This window comes from Corynebacterium glyciniphilum AJ 3170 (genome assembly GCF_000626675.1).
Classification (GTDB): Bacteria; Actinomycetota; Actinomycetes; order Mycobacteriales; family Mycobacteriaceae; genus Corynebacterium; species Corynebacterium glyciniphilum.
The window spans coordinates 463,195-478,300 of record NZ_CP006842.1 but is presented as its reverse complement, the minus strand read 5'-3'; the positions used below and the strand labels follow the sequence as shown (position 1 = coordinate 478,300).

At 67.8% G+C, this 15,106-nt stretch carries 13 protein-coding genes and 3 tRNA genes; 6 read left to right on the top strand and 10 right to left on the bottom strand.

Annotated features, from left to right (window positions below; genetic code table 11):
* Positions 1–14: 14 nt before the first annotated feature.
* Positions 15–896 carry an alpha/beta-hydrolase family protein gene (locus tag CGLY_RS02265; RefSeq protein ID WP_052540567.1) on the bottom strand — a complete coding sequence of 294 codons (882 nt, stop codon included), beginning with the start codon at positions 894–896 and terminating at the stop codon, positions 15–17.
* Entirely contained in the window at positions 896–1,441 is a 546-nt protein-coding gene (locus tag CGLY_RS16615; RefSeq protein ID WP_052539502.1) for a hypothetical protein, read from the bottom strand. The genes CGLY_RS02265 and CGLY_RS16615 overlap by 1 nt, the downstream gene beginning before the upstream one ends.
* Before the next feature lie 113 nt (positions 1,442–1,554).
* Between CGLY_RS16615 and CGLY_RS02255 the strand changes: the two genes are divergently transcribed.
* Complete coding sequence (locus tag CGLY_RS02255; protein ID WP_227590346.1) at positions 1,555–2,787, top strand: sensor histidine kinase; 1,233 nt, start codon at positions 1,555–1,557, stop codon at positions 2,785–2,787.
* 10 nt (positions 2,788–2,797) lie between these two features.
* A complete protein-coding gene (locus CGLY_RS02250; RefSeq protein ID WP_038550923.1) occupies positions 2,798–3,469 on the top strand; it encodes a response regulator in 672 nt (223 codons plus the stop codon).
* On the opposite strand, the gene CGLY_RS02245 is transcribed toward CGLY_RS02250, so the two are convergent.
* A complete protein-coding gene (locus tag CGLY_RS02245; RefSeq protein WP_052540565.1) occupies positions 3,416–4,756 on the bottom strand; it encodes a condensation domain-containing protein in 1,341 nt (446 codons plus the stop codon). The two genes, CGLY_RS02250 and CGLY_RS02245, sit on opposite strands and share 54 nt — an antisense overlap.
* Positions 4,757–4,800: 44 nt before the next feature.
* Here CGLY_RS02245 and CGLY_RS02240 point away from each other — a divergent pair, with 44 nt between their 5' ends.
* Positions 4,801–5,595, top strand: coding sequence for an alpha/beta fold hydrolase (locus CGLY_RS02240; RefSeq protein ID WP_038545793.1), 795 nt, complete (start codon positions 4,801–4,803; stop codon positions 5,593–5,595).
* A gap of 272 nt (positions 5,596–5,867) precedes the next feature.
* Here the strand turns inward: CGLY_RS02240 and CGLY_RS02235 are convergent.
* From CGLY_RS02235 to CGLY_RS02220, 4 genes are all read right to left on the bottom strand, one after another.
* Positions 5,868–5,940, bottom strand: a tRNA-Arg gene (locus tag CGLY_RS02235).
* 76 nt (positions 5,941–6,016) lie between these two features.
* Positions 6,017–6,778, bottom strand: coding sequence for an SDR family oxidoreductase (locus CGLY_RS02230; RefSeq protein ID WP_038545790.1), 762 nt, complete (start codon positions 6,776–6,778; stop codon positions 6,017–6,019).
* A gap of 105 nt (positions 6,779–6,883) precedes the next feature.
* Positions 6,884–6,956 (bottom strand) — tRNA-Arg (locus tag CGLY_RS02225).
* A gap of 178 nt (positions 6,957–7,134) precedes the next feature.
* Positions 7,135–7,226 (bottom strand) — tRNA-Ser (locus CGLY_RS02220).
* An 84-nt stretch (positions 7,227–7,310) separates the two neighbouring features.
* On the opposite strand from CGLY_RS02220, the gene CGLY_RS02215 reads away from it, so the two are divergent.
* Positions 7,311–8,393: a histidinol-phosphate transaminase gene (locus tag CGLY_RS02215; RefSeq protein ID WP_038545787.1), complete on the top strand. Its 1,083-nt coding sequence runs from the start codon at positions 7,311–7,313 to the stop codon at positions 8,391–8,393.
* 34 nt (positions 8,394–8,427) lie between these two features.
* Positions 8,428–9,015 (top strand): hypothetical protein, encoded by a 588-nt coding sequence (locus tag CGLY_RS02210; RefSeq protein WP_038545785.1) that lies wholly within the window; start codon positions 8,428–8,430, stop codon positions 9,013–9,015.
* Here CGLY_RS02210 and CGLY_RS16610 read toward each other — a convergent pair.
* The 3 genes from CGLY_RS16610 to CGLY_RS02195 form a co-directional block, all read right to left on the bottom strand.
* On the bottom strand, positions 9,012–9,626 hold the full coding sequence (locus CGLY_RS16610; protein ID WP_052539499.1) for a septum formation family protein: 615 nt from the start codon (positions 9,624–9,626) through the stop codon (positions 9,012–9,014). The genes CGLY_RS02210 and CGLY_RS16610 overlap by 4 nt on opposite strands.
* Before the next feature lie 16 nt (positions 9,627–9,642).
* Positions 9,643–11,010 (bottom strand): SAM-dependent methyltransferase, encoded by a 1,368-nt coding sequence (locus CGLY_RS02200; protein ID WP_038545782.1) that lies wholly within the window; start codon positions 11,008–11,010, stop codon positions 9,643–9,645.
* Positions 11,011–11,087: 77 nt separating this feature from the next.
* On the bottom strand, positions 11,088–12,566 hold the full coding sequence (locus CGLY_RS02195; RefSeq protein ID WP_038545779.1) for an FAD-binding oxidoreductase: 1,479 nt from the start codon (positions 12,564–12,566) through the stop codon (positions 11,088–11,090).
* Between the two features lie 82 nt (positions 12,567–12,648).
* Here CGLY_RS02195 and CGLY_RS02190 point away from each other — a divergent pair, with 82 nt between their 5' ends.
* Complete coding sequence (locus CGLY_RS02190; protein WP_038545776.1) at positions 12,649–15,099, top strand: ATP-dependent RNA helicase; 2,451 nt, start codon at positions 12,649–12,651, stop codon at positions 15,097–15,099.
* The last annotated feature ends 7 nt before the right edge of the window (positions 15,100–15,106 follow it).

The window sequence follows — 15,106 nt, the reverse complement described above, 5'->3', positions numbered from 1 at the left end:
TTCTTCGGTGCGTTTCAGTGTAGGGCACTGAAACGGGACGCAAGGCACCCGTCCGGCGGCAACACCGGCTGGTAGCTGTGCCGGGTGCCGGGGGTGGAGGACGCCGAGCCCGGCAGGTCGGCCAGAACGCCGACGGCCGCCAGCGGGTTAACGGCGAGACGCAGGTTCAGTTTCGCTACAGGGTCATCGTCGTTGATCTGGTCGACGGTGCACCTGTCCTGCTCCGGTGCATCGACAGTGCCGGGCCGCCCCTGCCACAGCTGGGCCGCCACAGGTGTCCGTGTGCCGGCGTCTGTCACATTCTTCACCGCGGCCGTGCCCGCGCCCACGCCGAGACTCTGGCCCTGCACGATAACCTCCGGTCGTTGATCCTGAGGCAAACCAGAGACCCGGTCGAGAACCTCCTGCAACAGAGCTGTCGCCGAGGCTTCCGCAAGGTCGGGCCGCATCAGATAAGCCACCGCGGACGGTGTGTGTGCGTACCGCACGGACACGGTGGCCACATCACCGTCGGCCCAGTCCTCCACCGCCTCCACCTGCTCCGGGTCGACCCAGCCGGACCCGGTCGGCAAAGCGATCATGACCGTGTCCTTGGAGAATCCCCCGTCGGCGACGAGCGCGTCGACGGTCTCTCTCGCCGCACCATCGGCGTCCTGTCCGGGATAGTCGCCGAAGACACGCACCGCACCCACCGGGGAGGTCTCTGTGAGGACGTCGCGAGGACGCTGCATCAGAGGCCCCTCGTCGAAAACCCACCACGTCGCCCCCGCCAGCGGACCCGCCGCCTGCCACAGGATAAGTCCGATGAGCAGCAGTACCCAGCGCCGCGGGGCACGCGGGGTGGCCGCCGGCACCTGTGCCGTGTCCTGTCCGGACACCGGCGCATCATATTGCATCACCACGGGAACCACTCCTCCACCGGGGCACCGTTGTGTTGTCGCAGGGTGTTGGCAGCGACGGCGGCATGGGCGACGCGGGCCATCGCCCGGCAGCCGGCAGTACCAGGGCCGCCCTCAGCACAGGAGTCCCGCATCTGCTCGGCCATCTGCCGGTCAAGGTCGCGGCGCGTATGCTCCGGGATCGCCTCGCCGGTGCGGTCGGCGACACGCAGCAGGTCGTATCCGAGATCATGGGTCATGCACGCCGGTTCGAAGGATTCCGGGAGCGGCACCGGCGACGAGCAGTCACCGGCGGGGTTGGTGGCGTGCCCGTCCTGCGTGCCCGGCCGGTAACCGAGTTCGGCGACGAGGTCCCCGGAGAAGTAGGACGTCCCCGTCCCACCGGCGGCGAGGGTGTCGGCGGCGTCGATCGCGCCGACGGTCCCTGTACCTGTCACCGTGCGGGGTTCCGCCGCCGACCCGATGGGCGGGACGACTGCCCCGGCGACAAGGACGGCGGCGGCCAGGGAGGCGGAGGCGAGGATTCTTCTGCTGCGTGTCATGGTCCGGAACGCTAGGCAGCGGTGTCCGCCGCGGGGATCCCTCTGCGGAGTGATTGTGGATCTCACTCTCCAGGGGGATCCGGGTCCCCCGCACGCCGACTAGCGTCTCTTCCATGAGACGCACGAAGAACCCGGCCTCCCCGCCCCGCACGTCCCGTATGACCCGCCTTGCCCCGGTGGTCCGTCCGGTGCAGAGTGTGTTGGCCCGTGTCGCAGCCCACGCCGGTGTTCCCCCGCTCGTCCTGCTCCTCGTGATCATCTTCACGGCGATCCTCTTCACCGTCGCCTGGCCGACGTACTTCGTGACCCATTCGCTGCACCCCGCGATCGTTCCGCTGCTGGCGATGATGGGGACCTGGCCGGTTCTCGCCTCACTGTGGCGGCCCTGGCCGTCGTGGCTGACGGTGGCACTGGCCTGCCTGGTGAGTGTGCCGTTGCGCAGCGAGCCGGGGTTCATGCTCGGCTGGCCGGTGCCGTTCCATCTCGCCCTGGCGTTCACCCTGGCGGTGGTGGTGGTGCGCGGTTCGCGTGACGCCGTCGCCGTCGCCGTGGTCGGCACCCTGGCGCTCATGCTGTTCAACCCCGGGGAGGTCATCGTCGGCTGGATCGTGGGGACGGTGGTGTGGACCATAGTGTGCCTGCTGCTCCGCTGGCTGCTGGCCTCCCGACGGGACCTGCGCCGCGAAGAGACCCGGACCAGTGAGCAGTCCGAGATGCGGGTCATGGCCGAGGAACGCAACCGTCTGGCCCGGGACCTGCATGACGTCGTGGCACACCAGATGTCGATGATCGTGGTGCAGGCGCAGTCCGCCCCCTACCGCCTGCAGGGCGTCACCCCGGCGATCCACGCCGAGTTCGACTCACTGTCCGACACCGCCCGCGAAGCACTCAACCAGGTGCGCGAGCTGCTCGGTGTGCTGCGCAGCGACGCCGAGTCCGGGGCGACGACTCCGGTCGGCACGAACCAGATCGGCCCGACACTGCAGGCCGCACGTCGAGCGGGGATGGACATCACGTGGACGATCGATCCGGCGGCCGCCACCCTCGACGACACCACCGGGATCGTCCTGCACCGGGTGTTGCAGGAGTCCCTGTCGAACGCCTCCCGGCACGCGCCCGGTGGCACAGTGCTCGTCGAGCTGGACCTGCACGACGGATGGGCCACACTCACCGTGGACAACGGTCCCGCAGCCGCCGGCGCTCTCGTCCCCCCGGAGCACAGCGGAGGCGCGGGGATCCAGGGCATGTCCGCCCGGGTGCGCACCGTCGGCGGTACTTTCACCGCACTTCCCGCCGCGGACGGCGGGTTCACGGTCACCGCCGGGGTACCCCTCGCCGCCCGGTAACGTGTCCGACATGACCGCACAATCCGACACCACCGTGCTTGTCGTCGACGACCAGGCGATGGTGCGCCAGGGGTTCGCCGCGCTGCTGAACTCACGTGAGGGCATCACCGCCGTCGGGGATGCCGCCGACGGTGCCCAGGCCGTCGAGCAGGTGACCCGCCTGCACCCTCACGTGGTGTTCATGGACGTGCGCATGCCCGTGATGGACGGGCTCGAGGCCGCCCGACGCATCCTGTCCCTCGGCCTGGACCCGGCCCCACGGATCATCATGCTCACGACCTTCGACCTCGACGACTACGTCTACGAGGCGCTGCGCATCGGCTGCTCCGGGTTCCTGCTCAAAGACGCGCCCGCCGACGAACTTGCCCGGGCCGTCCGACTGTCGGTCACCGGTGAGGCGCTGCTCGCCCCGACGGTCACCCGCCGTCTCATCGCCGACGCCGTCGCCCGGTCACCGCGCACTCCGCCCCGACGGACCTCCGCCGAACTGGCGTCGCTGACTCCCCGTGAGCTCGAAACCGTCGAACAGATCGCGACGGGCCGGTCCAACGCCGAGATCGCCGCCGCCCTGTTCATCTCCGAAGAGACGGTGAAGACGCACGTCCGTAAGGTGCTGCAGAAGCTGCAGCTACGCGACCGGGCTCAGGTCGTGGTCTTCGCCTACGAGAACGGTGTCGTCTGAGCTGACCGCGCGCAGCCCCGTAGCGACGCGCCGTGCCCACTCCCCGACGTTCGCCACCGCCGACGGGGTCCCCGGGTAACGCACCCGCAGGTGCATACCGTCATCGTTGAGAACGAACCACGCCATCACCCCGTCGGTCCGGATCCACGCCGACACATGCTGGGGACGGGCCGCGGACGGCACCTGCACCGGCAGACGCCGGTTGTCCAACCATGACACCGCGAACATCCCCGGCGTGTTCGGCATCCCTCCCCACGGGCGCAGCAACGGCTCCAGGGGGTACGCGCCCAGCGCGATGGCGTCACGCACGGCCGCATCACAGTCCAGCGGCTCAGTGGAATCGCACTCCAACACGGAGTTGGTGATGAACCACCCCACCGAATCCGCCCACCGTGCGGGGTCATCCGCCGGTCCGCGTCGCGAGTGGACGGGGAAGACGGCACACAGCGCTCCGGCGTGCATGTCCCGGTTGACCTGGGTCAGGACGCTGACGGCCAGCGGTAGCAGCCGGACGCCCCGTCGGGCTGCGACGTCCTCCAGGCGGGCGACACCCTCCGCATCGAGCACGTCGATGACCTCGACGACCTCGTCACGGGGCTCCGAGATGTCACCGAGGCTCAGCGGGAAGACGGGCATCTCGCCGTCACGGGTCTCCATCACCCGTGTCCACCGGGCACGGATCTCGTCCGGAGCCGGTGGAAGGTCCTCCAGAGCGCGGGTGTGCTCGGCGAACGACGGCACTGGCGCGAGCTCATCCTCGTGTTCCAGCGCGGCGAGCATGTCACGCACCAGGACAAGCAACGACCAGGCGTCCGTGTGACTGTGGTCCAGGCCGATCACCGCCGTGCAGGTGCCGTCACCGTGGTCCACGACCGCCAGCCGGTGCGACGGTGACCCGAAGGGCTCACAGGCCGCGTCGAAGACACCCCGCAGGACGGTTCGGGGGTCCGACACGCCGTCGCCGGCACGCACCCACCGTCCCCCGGTGACCTCGACAGGGTGCACCCGCGCCTGCGCACCGTCGTGCCGTAACACCGAGCGCAACGTCCCGTGCCGCTGAACCACACGGCGCCATGCTTCGGCGAGACGTCCGCGCCCCACCGGCGGCACGGCGAAAGCGACGGCCATCCAGCTCCCCGGACGGGACCCTGCCGCAGCATGCCTGGACTGGTCGAATGAGGGGGTGCTCCCGCCAGTACCCTCCCCCGGGGTGGAGGCCACGGTCGGCTCGAACACGTGCACCTGCCCTGCGGCGAGCTCCATACGGGCTACAGTTGTCAGTCTCATACCCACGGACGATAGGGCCGTGGGATTACGTACGGATTTCCTGCATGAGTCACGCATTAGACACTCTCGCCCACGACATCTGGGGCCCGGTCGACGGCACCCCGGTCGTCCAGCTCCACGGGCTGACGTCCAGCCGCGCCCGCGACGTCGCCCTGGGACTCGACCTCACCGCGGGTCAGGATGACCTGCGCGTCTTGCGCTACGACGCCCGCGGCCACGGCCGGTCACCGGGGCCCGAACACCCCGCCGCTTACCGGTGGGCCTCGTTGGCACGCGACCTGGAGCACGTCTCCGACGAGTTCTCCCCCGACGCGCCGGTCCACGTCGTCGGTCAGTCCATGGGCGCGGCGACGATCCTGACCTCCGCGACCGCGGGAAGAACCTACGCCTCCATGACACTGTGCATTCCGCCCACCGCCTGGGAACTGCGCGGTGACCGGGCCGGAATGTACGAACGCTCCGCCCAGTTCGTCGAGGACCACGGCCTGGCCGCGTACGCAGAGACCACCCGTGCCGAACCTGCCCCACCGGCACGGAGCACCGAGGTGCCGTTCACCATGCCGGACGTGCCGGAGTCACTGTTACCGACGGTGTTCCGCGGTGCCGCAGGCAACGATCTGCCCTCCCGGGAGCGCATCGCCGCCCTCGGCGAACGACGTATCCCGACACTCATCCTGGCGTGGATCGGCGATCCTGCCCATCCGGTGGCCGTAGCCGAGGAACTCCACGCCCTGCTGCCGGGTTCGCAGCTGGTGACCGCCTACTCCCCGCAGGACGTGGCCCGGTGGCCCGACACCATCGGTGCCTTCATCCACACCGCCGCGAAGTTCCGTCGGTGATGCGGCCGGAGTTCAGCGGGGTCAGCTGGCACAGACACCTGGGGTCGTTTCTGACCACCGAAACCGCCCTGACGTAGTCGTCCCAGCGCCCGGGGAGTCCACGCACCAACATTCTGGCCTGAGGTCATTCCGTGTTCGGGATCCGTTCGGGATCTGTTCGGAACGAAGACATACGACCAGGCGTAACGTGTCGTGTTCTCCCCACCCCGGAAACGAGAGAAACCCCCAGGCCACAGAGTGTGTGACCTGGGGGTTTCCCGTCAAGAAAAGCGTGCGCCCGGAGGGATTCGAACCCCCAACCTTCTGATCCGTAGTCAGATGCTCTATCCGTTGAGCTACGGGCGCGCCGTCGCATCTCTGCAACGAGACTACAGCCTACACGCCGACCCGGAATGCACCAAAGGACCAGGTGGGAATCTATTTACACGATCTTGGACACGACCGTGAGCGGCATGATCTTGAGTACCGGGCCGATCAGCCGCCAGGGCCAGCCTGGCACCAGTGACCGGCGTCTGCGCGACTCGATCGCCGCCATCATCGAGCGCACGCCGGTCTGCGTGTCGACCATGAAGCGGGTCTTCTGCTCGACCTTCTCGTTCATCTCCGAACGGATGTAGCCGGGCAGCAGAACGGTCACGTCAATGGGAATGCCGGACGCCAGGAGCTCCGACTGCAGCCCCTCCCCCATATTCGCCACGAAGGCCTTCGTGGCCCCGTACGTCGTCATGGCTTTACGGTTACCGCGCAGGGCGGTCACCGATGAGACGAGCACGAGATGGCCCGTGTTCTTCGCCCGGAAGATCTCCATCGCCGCCTCCGCCTGTGTCAGGGCACCCAGGGCATTGGTCGTGGCGGTCTCCCGGTTCGCTTCAGGCTGCCCGGACCCGATCTTGCGCCCTTTGCCCAGGCCGGCGTTGACGACAATGCGGTCCAGTCCCCCGTCAGCGTCCTCCTCCGCCTGATGGAAGACGTGGTGCACCGCGTCCGGGTCGGTCACGTCCAGCGCATAGGTCCGCACCGCACGACCCGGGTAGGACGAGGTGATCTCGGCGGACAGTTCGTCGAGCCGCTCCGTCCTACGGGCGCAGAGTGCGAGGTCGTGGCCGAGCGCGGCGGACTGGCGGGCAAGTTCAGCTCCGAGCCCGGAGCTGGCGCCGGTGATCAGCGTGGTGAAGGTAGTCATGGGCCGACGGTAGCAGCGCTCCTGCACCCCCGGAGCGGAATCGAGCGAGCCCCCTGTCCGTGATGCCGAAACATCGCGGACAGGGGGCTCAACCCAAGAAAAGCGTGCGCCCGGAGGGATTCGAACCCCCAACCTTCTGATCCGTAGTCAGATGCTCTATCCGTTGAGCTACGGGCGCGACGCTGTTTCCAGCGACTCCAGAATCCTCGGCACACCACCAGACGGGACGTGTCACGCGATCCCGGGGTACACCACACACCCCGTATAGCGGGACCGCGTCCTGAATGTCCGGTAACTCACCACAAGAACCGGACGGCTAACGACACGCCCTCACGAAAAGCCTGAGGAAACTGAAGTGGCGGAGGCGAGAGGATTTGAACCTCCGGTCCGCCGTTAAGCAGACAACTCATTAGCAGTGAGTCCCATTCGGCCGCTCTGGCACGCCTCCATGCCGTCACGTGTGACGACGCATCGAACCATACATCAGGCCCCCGCATCAGATCAAAATCAGTCGACGACTAGGCTGAAACCCATGATCCGCGCCGACCTTTCCACCCTGCCCCCGTACGTCCCCGGCAGCCTGAACGGACTTCCCCTGAAGTTGTCGAGCAACGAGTCGTCACTCGGCCCGTTACCGGGGGTCACCCGCGCGGCGGCCGAGGCGCTGGCCAGTGCGAACCGCTATCCGGACATGGTCGCCTACGAGCTGCGCAGCGCCATCGCCGACTGGCTGGCAGGCCCGTCCTCCCTGCTGCTGGACGCCGAGAACATCGCCGTGGGCGCCGGCTCCTCCGCCCTGATCCAGCAGGCAGTCCAGGCGACGTGCCGGGGCGGAGACGCGGGCGACGAGGTCATCTACCCGTGGCGCAGTTTCGAGGCCTACCCGATCCTCGCCCGGGTCGCCGGCGCCGAGGCTGTGGAGGTTCCGCTGACCCCCGACCACCGCAACGACCTGCCCGGTCTCGCTGCGGCGATCACCGAGAAGACCCGCCTGGTGATCGTCTGCAACCCGAACAACCCGTCGGGCACGACGGTGACGCGTGAGGAACTCATCACCTTCCTCAACGCGGTCCCCTCGGATGTCCAGGTCCTGCTGGACGAGGCGTACGTGGAGTACGTCCGCGAGGACGGTTTCCCCGACGGACTGGGACTTCTCGCGGACTACCCGAATCTGGCGGTCGCGCGGACGTTCTCGAAGGCTTACGGCCTGGCGGGGCTGCGGGTCGGTTACCTGGTCGGCCGTGCGGAGTTCATCGAGGCGGTGAACAAGGTCTGCATCCCGTTCAGTGTGAACGCGGTCGCGCAGGCCGCCGCTGTGGCGAGCATCGGTGCGAAGGACGAACTGCTCGCACGTACGGACGAGACCGTGGCTCAACGGGCCCGTGTTCTGGAGCACATCCCGGAGGACTGGAGAATCGGTTCAGAAGCCAACTTCGTGTGGCTGGACCTGGGGGACCGTGCCCGCGCTTTCGAGGAGGCGATCGCCGGCTACGGCATCGCCGTACGCTGCTTCGACGGTGAGGGGGTGCGTGTCACCGTGACCGACGCCGCCGAGACCGATGTCGTGGTGGAGGCGCTGGACGCCCTGGCGCCGGAGTTCTTCCCACGACGGTAACCGTCCGGAAACACCCCCGGGAGAGTATGGCTGCATGTACACGCCACCGTTCTCCCCGCTGTTCGCCACCCGCCCGGCAGCCTCTCCGGCGGTCCGGGACGTCCGGAGCTTCAACTCGGCCCCGGCAGAGCAACTGACCACCCTGCTGTCGTTCATGACCGCGAGCCGCGAACTGGCCCGCACCATCGTCGTGGGACGCCCCTACCTCGACGCCGCCGACGTCTACTCTGCAGCCTCACGTGCCCTGGTCACACTGCCCACCCCGCTGCTGGAGGGCATCGTCGACGCGCACCGGCCGGTCGACCGCGTGCCGCTCGTGGAGGACGCCTGGATGGCAGGGAAGGTCTCGGACGACCAACTGTCGGACCTGCGCGAGGCCGCCCTGGGCTACGCGGCGGCGCAGGGGCACCTGTTCATCGCTGACCCGGCGGTGTGGGGCTCGCCGGAAGCCGTGACGATGATCCCTCCCCGCACCGGGCCAGATATCGGCGCCGTGATCGACGCCGTCGGTGAGGACATCGACCGCCGGCTCCGGCTCCCCGGCGCACAAGCCTGGGCGCTCACCGTCGCTCACCTGGAGGAGTCCAACCGGCAGAAGCTGGTGACCCTGCTGGAGCGCTAACGCCAGCTCTGCTCGAGCGTGCCGGCGATCTGCTCGAGGTTCGGGTCGGTGACCACACAGGTCACCGTCCGGTCCTCCTGCGCCCAGCTCTCCTTGGACGGCATCATCGTGACGACGTCCAGCGAGGACTCGGGGAATCCGATGCCGACATAGCCGGTGAAGGAGTCACCCCCGCAGATCGCTCCCGCCTCCTGCCCCAACGGCTCGTTGCCGGGGAACAGGTTCTTACCTGCGATATCCGCCTGTGCGTACACCTCGCCGGCATGGGGGCCGGCGCAGTCGACGACGTCGATGTCGCCGGTGCCGTCGAGCTGGTCCATGTCGGCGACGCAGTCACCGATCGCCAGTCCCCGGGCCCCCGGGGCGTCGGGATCAGTCTCCACCGGCTCAGCATCAGGCTGGTCGGGGTCGTCCGGCACCTCAGAATCAGGTCCGTCTTCAGCGCCGGATTCCGCCGCAGAGTCCGGCACCGGTTTATCGGGCGGTGCTTCAGTGTCCACGACAGGGTCCGTGGTCTCGTCCCCCGGTCCCGCGTCGCCGATGGTGCAGGCTCCGAGCAGCAACGGTGTGCACAGCACCGCCACCGCAGCGCCTCTGGTGATCCGTCTCATCGTCCCGACGTTACCGTCAGGACCTCCACCACTGGCGGACCGGCACCCCGGAACTGCCTGCCGCGTCCGGCTTCACGCCGAGAACCTGGTGGAGCTGGATCACGTTGTGTTCGAAACCCCATTCCGACCCCGCCATGTACAGGCCGAACAGACGAGCCGTCTCCTCGCCCACGAGATGGACGGCCTGGTCCCAGTTGGTGGCCAACAGTTCACACCAGTCATGCAACGTGCGCTGGTAGTGCGGTCGCAGATTCTCCTCGTGGACGACGTCGAATCCGGTGTCCTGCATGATCGTGATGATCCGGCCCGAGCCGGTCAGCTCACCGTCGGGGAAGATGTAGCGGTCGATGAACTGGCCGGTCTTCGTCTTCCGGTTGTGCGGACGGGTGATGCAGTGGTTCAGCATCCGACCGCCCGGGCGCAGCTTGGCGAACAGGCGGGTGAAGTAGTCCTCGTAGTTGGGCACGCCGATGTGCTCGAGGATGCCGATGGCACTGACCGCGTCGAAGTCGGACTCCGGCACGTCACGGTAGTCCATACACCGGACCTCGGCGAGGTCCTGCAGACCCTCCTCCTCGATCTTCGCCTTACCCCACTCGTACTGCTCTCGGGACAGCGTGACACCGATGGCCTTCACGCCGTGGCGGGCGGCGTACCGCACCATACCGCCCCACCCGCAGCCGACGTCCAACAACCGGTCACCCGGGTTGAGTCGCAGCTTGTCGAAGACCAGGCGATGCTTGTTGTCCTGCGCCTGGGTCAACGGCCCGTTGGCGGTCGGCCCTTTCTCCCAGTCGTCGTACCGCCACCCGCCGGTGGGACCGGTGACCTGGTTCTCACCGTCAAACTCGGGATAGTAGGCACAGGTGTAGGCCATGGAATCGCCGAGGAAGAGCTCGTAGAAGTCATTGCCCACGTCGTAGTGGCGGCTCACGACCTCCTTGTCCCGTTCCGGAGAGTGCCGGGACAGCCCCTCGAGTATGGCCCTCTTCCAGCCCGGGAGGGTCTCCTGCTCCGGTGCCGGCTGCACCTTGATCGCCCCCATGGCCTTCAGCGAGCGGGCGATATCCAGCAGGTCCTTCGCCGAGGGGCGTCGGATCTGGTCGTAAAGGTGCTGGAGGTGGTCAAAGACGAGGTACGGGTGGCCGGGCTCGTCACCGGTGACGCGGAGGCTTCCGGTGATGTAGGCGCGTGCCAGTCCGAGGTCGCCCGGCGCGGTCACGATATAGGCCAGGGCGTCCGGCGATGTGATCTCCAGTGCCAGTTCCGCGTCTGCCGGCCCCGCGGTGGATCCGTCGAAAGCGGTCACCCGGAACGGTGCCGGCGGTGTGATGACCTTGTCCACGATCTGTCCCACCGTCAGCGGCGTGAATCCCCTGCTCATCTCTCTCCTCTTGGTCATCATGCGTCATCGTGCTTGTCGTGCGTCATCGTGCTCGGTGTGCGTCGTCGTGCGTGTCGTCAGACGCCGCCCACGGTCTTCTCGTACAACCCGGGGAACCGGTCATCCGGGTCGAAGACCGCCTTGAGTTGTGCGGGACGTTCACCGCCGTAGAGGGCGGCGAACTGTTCCTCAGAATAGAATGCCTCGGAGTACAACGACTTGTGTCCGCCGAGGTCCGAGACGACTCTCTCCACCTCCCGGTTGAAGGCTCCGGTCGGGGCGTCCTTCCCCATCAGGTCGGCGGGCACCGAGCTCCAGAATCCCACGTTGACCCAGGTGTCGCCGGGTGACAGCGGGTACAGGGGCCACGGTGTCCGCTCGCCCGAGTCGTCGGCCAGTCGAATGGGGCACAGCCACACCGGCTCGATCTCGCAGTGGGTGAAGAACCACGTGAGGAACTCCGGCAGGTTGTCGGGGGTGACCTCGATGTCCTGGACGACGCGCTCGCGTGCGGGGCGCCCGTTGTGTGCCTCGATCCGGTCCGCGATGTCGAAGCGTCGGTCCCAGCCGATGATCTTCCAGTAGAAGCTCGACCGCAGGAGATCCCGCGGCCACAGAGTACGGATGGTGGGGTTCTGGGTACCGAAGGCCCGGTTGCACCAGAACCAGTCGACGTCCCACCGCCAGAGGTAGTCGCGGATGGTCAACTTGTCGCGCAGGACCCCCGACGGATGCTGCAGAGAACGGTAGTAACTGCGCTCGCGGGTGTAGTCGCTAACGGGGCCGGCCTCGCTGGTCGCCCGTCCCAGGACGAGGTAGCTCTCCTCCAGGCTGAAGACCACACCGTCGAGATAGTCGACCCGTTCACCCTCGTACTCCTTGTCCACGACGATGTTGTCGAGGGCGTCGGTGAGCGACTGAACGTCATCGAAGCGTACATGCCGCAGGTCGACGTAGGGTTCCACCCGTTCGCACCGCACCTTCAGCCGCACGCTGTATCCCAGGGAACCGTAGGAGTTGGGGAAGCCGCGGTAGAGGTCGGTGTTCTGGGTCGGCGAACAGGTGAGGATGTCTCCGGTACCGGTGAGCACATCCATTTCCAGGACGGCTTCGTGCGGCAGGCCGTTGCGGAAGGAGGTGGATTCCACCCCCATGCCGGTCACCGCACCGCCGAGAGTGATGGTCTTCAGCTGCGGAACGACGGTGGGCGCCAGACCGTAGGGCAGCAGGACGTCCACCAGGTCCTCGTACGTGCACATGCCCTGGACGTCAGCGGTGCCCTCAACGGGGTCGACGGCGATGACGCCGTGCAGCCCCGACACGTCGAGCCCGACTGCCTCGCCGGAACGCCCGCGGAAAAGGTTGGACGTCTTCTTCGCCAGCCGCACGCGACGCCCGGCGGGGACCGCGTCGAAACTGGCCTTCAGTCGCGCCACGGCCTGTTCGTGTGCGTACCACCCGACGGGGGCTAGATCTCGCTGGTCAAGTCCATTTCCTATGCGTACCGCGTCAGTGATCCTGCCGGCGACGGTCACAGCTTTCTCCTTCAGGCTCATAAGTAGCCACTGTAGACCTCTTATCAGAACCATGCCGCCACCGCTCCGCCCTTCGATCTCCCCAGCCGTTACGCTGAATTGTGTGACTGACCTTCCCTTCGCAGCCGGGCGGACTGCCCTGCTGGATGCCCTGCGTACCCGGGGCACCGCCGTCGTCCAGGCTCCTCCTGGTACCGGCAAAACCACGTTGGCTCCCCAGTACGTGCTCGAACATGTCGCGGAGACGTCCCCGGGGCGTGTCTCGGGGCGTGTCTCGGGGCGTGTCATTGTCACCCAGCCTCGGCGCGTCGCCGCGCGCGGATCCGCTGCCAGGATCGCCACTCTACGAGGGTCCGTTCTCGGCAACGAGGTGGGCTATACCGTACGTGGCGACCGGAAGGTCACCACGGACACCGTCATCGAAATGGTGACCCCGGGCGTCCTGCTCCGACGCCTGCTCGCCGACCCCGATCTGGACGGTGTCGCCGCGGTCGTCATTGACGAGATTCATGAGCGACACCTGGAGTCTGACCTGGTATTCGCCATGCTCGCCCAGGTGCGGGAGCTACGGGACGACCTCATCGTCGTCGCCATGTCGGCAACGGTGGAGGCATCACACTTTGCTGCACTACTCGGCGGGGTCGACGGCACGGCGCCCCTGGTCGACGTCCCCTCCCCCATCCACCCGCTCGACATCCGGTACGCCGACTCTGCCTCGTCGATGACCAACCGGGACCGCCGGTCGCGCCGTGCCGTCGCAGACATGGTGGAGACGACGGTCCGGCGGGCACTCGATGAGACGGCGGCAACCGGGGGCGACGTACTCGCGTTCGTCCCCACGATCAGAGACACCGAGTCGGTGGCCGCCGCGTTATCGTCGCGGGGAATCACCGCCTCCGCTCTGCACGGACGCCTGTCCGCCGCCGAGCAGTCACGGATCGTCGGCGGACATGACGACGGGCGGCGTCGCGTGGTTGTCGCGACGGACGTCGCGGAATCGTCCCTCACAGTTCCCGGGGTCCGGGTCGTCGTGGATTCCTGCCTGGCGCGAGTGTCCCGGCGTGACACCACCCGCGACATGTCCGTCCTCGTCACTGAGACGGCGAGTCAGGCGTCCTGCACCCAGCGTGCCGGACGGGCCGGCCGCGAGGGGCCGGGGACGGTGTACAGGTGCATCACCGCCGAACAGTTCGTCAAGGCGCCCGCCTATGCGCCGCCGGCGGTCACCACCAGCGACCTGACCAGCGCGCTACTGGATGTCGCCTGCTGGGGGTCGCCCCGCGGCGCGGACCTTCCGCTGCCTGACCCGTTCCCCACGACGGCAGCAGAGGCCGCGGAACGGACGCTACGGTCGATCGGCGCAGTGGACGACCAGGGCTTCGCCACCGAGACCGGACGACAGCTCGCAGCGATCCCGACGGACCCACGGATCGCACGCGGCGGACACGAGGCGTGCCGTCGTGTGGACGTGCGCACGGTCGCTGCCGTGCTCAGCGTGCTGGACGACGGTGCCCGCGTGCCCGACCTTACCGCCGCCGTCCGTGCCGTCAGGCCACAGGACCCGGTGGCACGACGCTTCCAGCGACTGCTGTCGCCCACTGCCACAGTGACCCCTGACTTGTCCGGGGATGATGCCGTGGCCTACACCCTGGCCTGCGCGTTCCCCGGATTGATTGCCCGACGGGTTGATGATTCCTCCCGCTATCTGACGGCCTCGGGTACCGGCGTGGTGTGGCGGGACGGACGGGCGCCGTCCAGCGAGTGGATTGTGGTCGCTGACCTGGGGAGGACTCCCGGGGGCGCTACCGACGCCCAGGTCCACACTGCGGTCCCAGTGTCTCCTGATCTCGCGTTCGCCGCGGCGGCCCCCCTGCTCACCGACGAGGTGACGTGTACGTGGCTCCCCGGGGGCGTCGCAGGGAAGCTCCAGGCGCGCCGGGTCCGGTGTCTCGGCGCTATCGAGTTGTCCTCCACCCCGGTGCCCGCGAAAGACGTCAGCGGCGACGACCGGGTGGCCGCGGTGCGGTCCGGTCTGCAGGTCCACGGCCTGGATGCCCTGGAATGGTCGGCACACGCCCGTGATCTGCGACGGCGCATCCAGTACCTGCACAATCACGGGGTACCCGGATATCCGGACGTACGCCACAGCGACGGCGAGTTCGTGGATTTCGTGGTTCCTGACCTGACTGCAGGCAGGCGTCCAGACCTGGCTGGTCTGCTTCGGGGACTCATCCCATGGGATCAGCCTGTCGACGAACTCGCCCCCGAATCGTTGACACTTCCAGGCGGTCGCACCGTCCGCATCACCTACCCGGAGAGCGACGCCGCGCCTGACACGCCCGCCGTGGTCGCGACGAAGCTCCAGGACTGCTTCGGCCTGCGGCATTCCCCGGAAATCGCGGGGCGCCGAATCCAGTTCCACCTGCTGTCCCCGGCGCGCCGACCGGTGGCCATCACCGATGACCTCGGTGGTTTCTGGGACGGTGCGTACCGCGGAGTACGACGGGACCTGCGCGGACGCTACCCGAAGCACTCCTGGCCGGAGAACCCGTAACGGTCAC

Bases quoted from the DNA above. Each gene is read 5' to 3' on its own strand.
- CGLY_RS02240 (WP_038545793.1), top strand. From the start codon at position 4,801: ATGAGTCACGCATTAGACACTCTCGCCCACGACATCTGGGGCCCGGTC.
- CGLY_RS02255 (WP_227590346.1), top strand. From the start codon at position 1,555: ATGAGACGCACGAAGAACCCGGCCTCCCCGCCCCGCACGTCCCGTATG.
- CGLY_RS02250 (WP_038550923.1), top strand. From the start codon at position 2,798: ATGACCGCACAATCCGACACCACCGTGCTTGTCGTCGACGACCAGGCG.
- CGLY_RS02200 (WP_038545782.1), bottom strand. From the start codon at position 11,010: ATGAGCAGGGGATTCACGCCGCTGACGGTGGGACAGATCGTGGACAAG.
- CGLY_RS16610 (WP_052539499.1), bottom strand. From the start codon at position 9,626: ATGAGACGGATCACCAGAGGCGCTGCGGTGGCGGTGCTGTGCACACCG.
- CGLY_RS02215 (WP_038545787.1), top strand. From the start codon at position 7,311: ATGATCCGCGCCGACCTTTCCACCCTGCCCCCGTACGTCCCCGGCAGC.
- CGLY_RS02230 (WP_038545790.1), bottom strand. From the start codon at position 6,778: ATGACTACCTTCACCACGCTGATCACCGGCGCCAGCTCCGGGCTCGGA.
- CGLY_RS02265 (WP_052540567.1), bottom strand. From the start codon at position 896: ATGCAATATGATGCGCCGGTGTCCGGACAGGACACGGCACAGGTGCCG.
- CGLY_RS16615 (WP_052539502.1), bottom strand. From the start codon at position 1,441: ATGACACGCAGCAGAAGAATCCTCGCCTCCGCCTCCCTGGCCGCCGCC.
- CGLY_RS02245 (WP_052540565.1), bottom strand. From the start codon at position 4,756: ATGAGACTGACAACTGTAGCCCGTATGGAGCTCGCCGCAGGGCAGGTG.
- CGLY_RS02195 (WP_038545779.1), bottom strand. From the start codon at position 12,566: ATGAGCCTGAAGGAGAAAGCTGTGACCGTCGCCGGCAGGATCACTGAC.
- CGLY_RS02210 (WP_038545785.1), top strand. From the start codon at position 8,428: ATGTACACGCCACCGTTCTCCCCGCTGTTCGCCACCCGCCCGGCAGCC.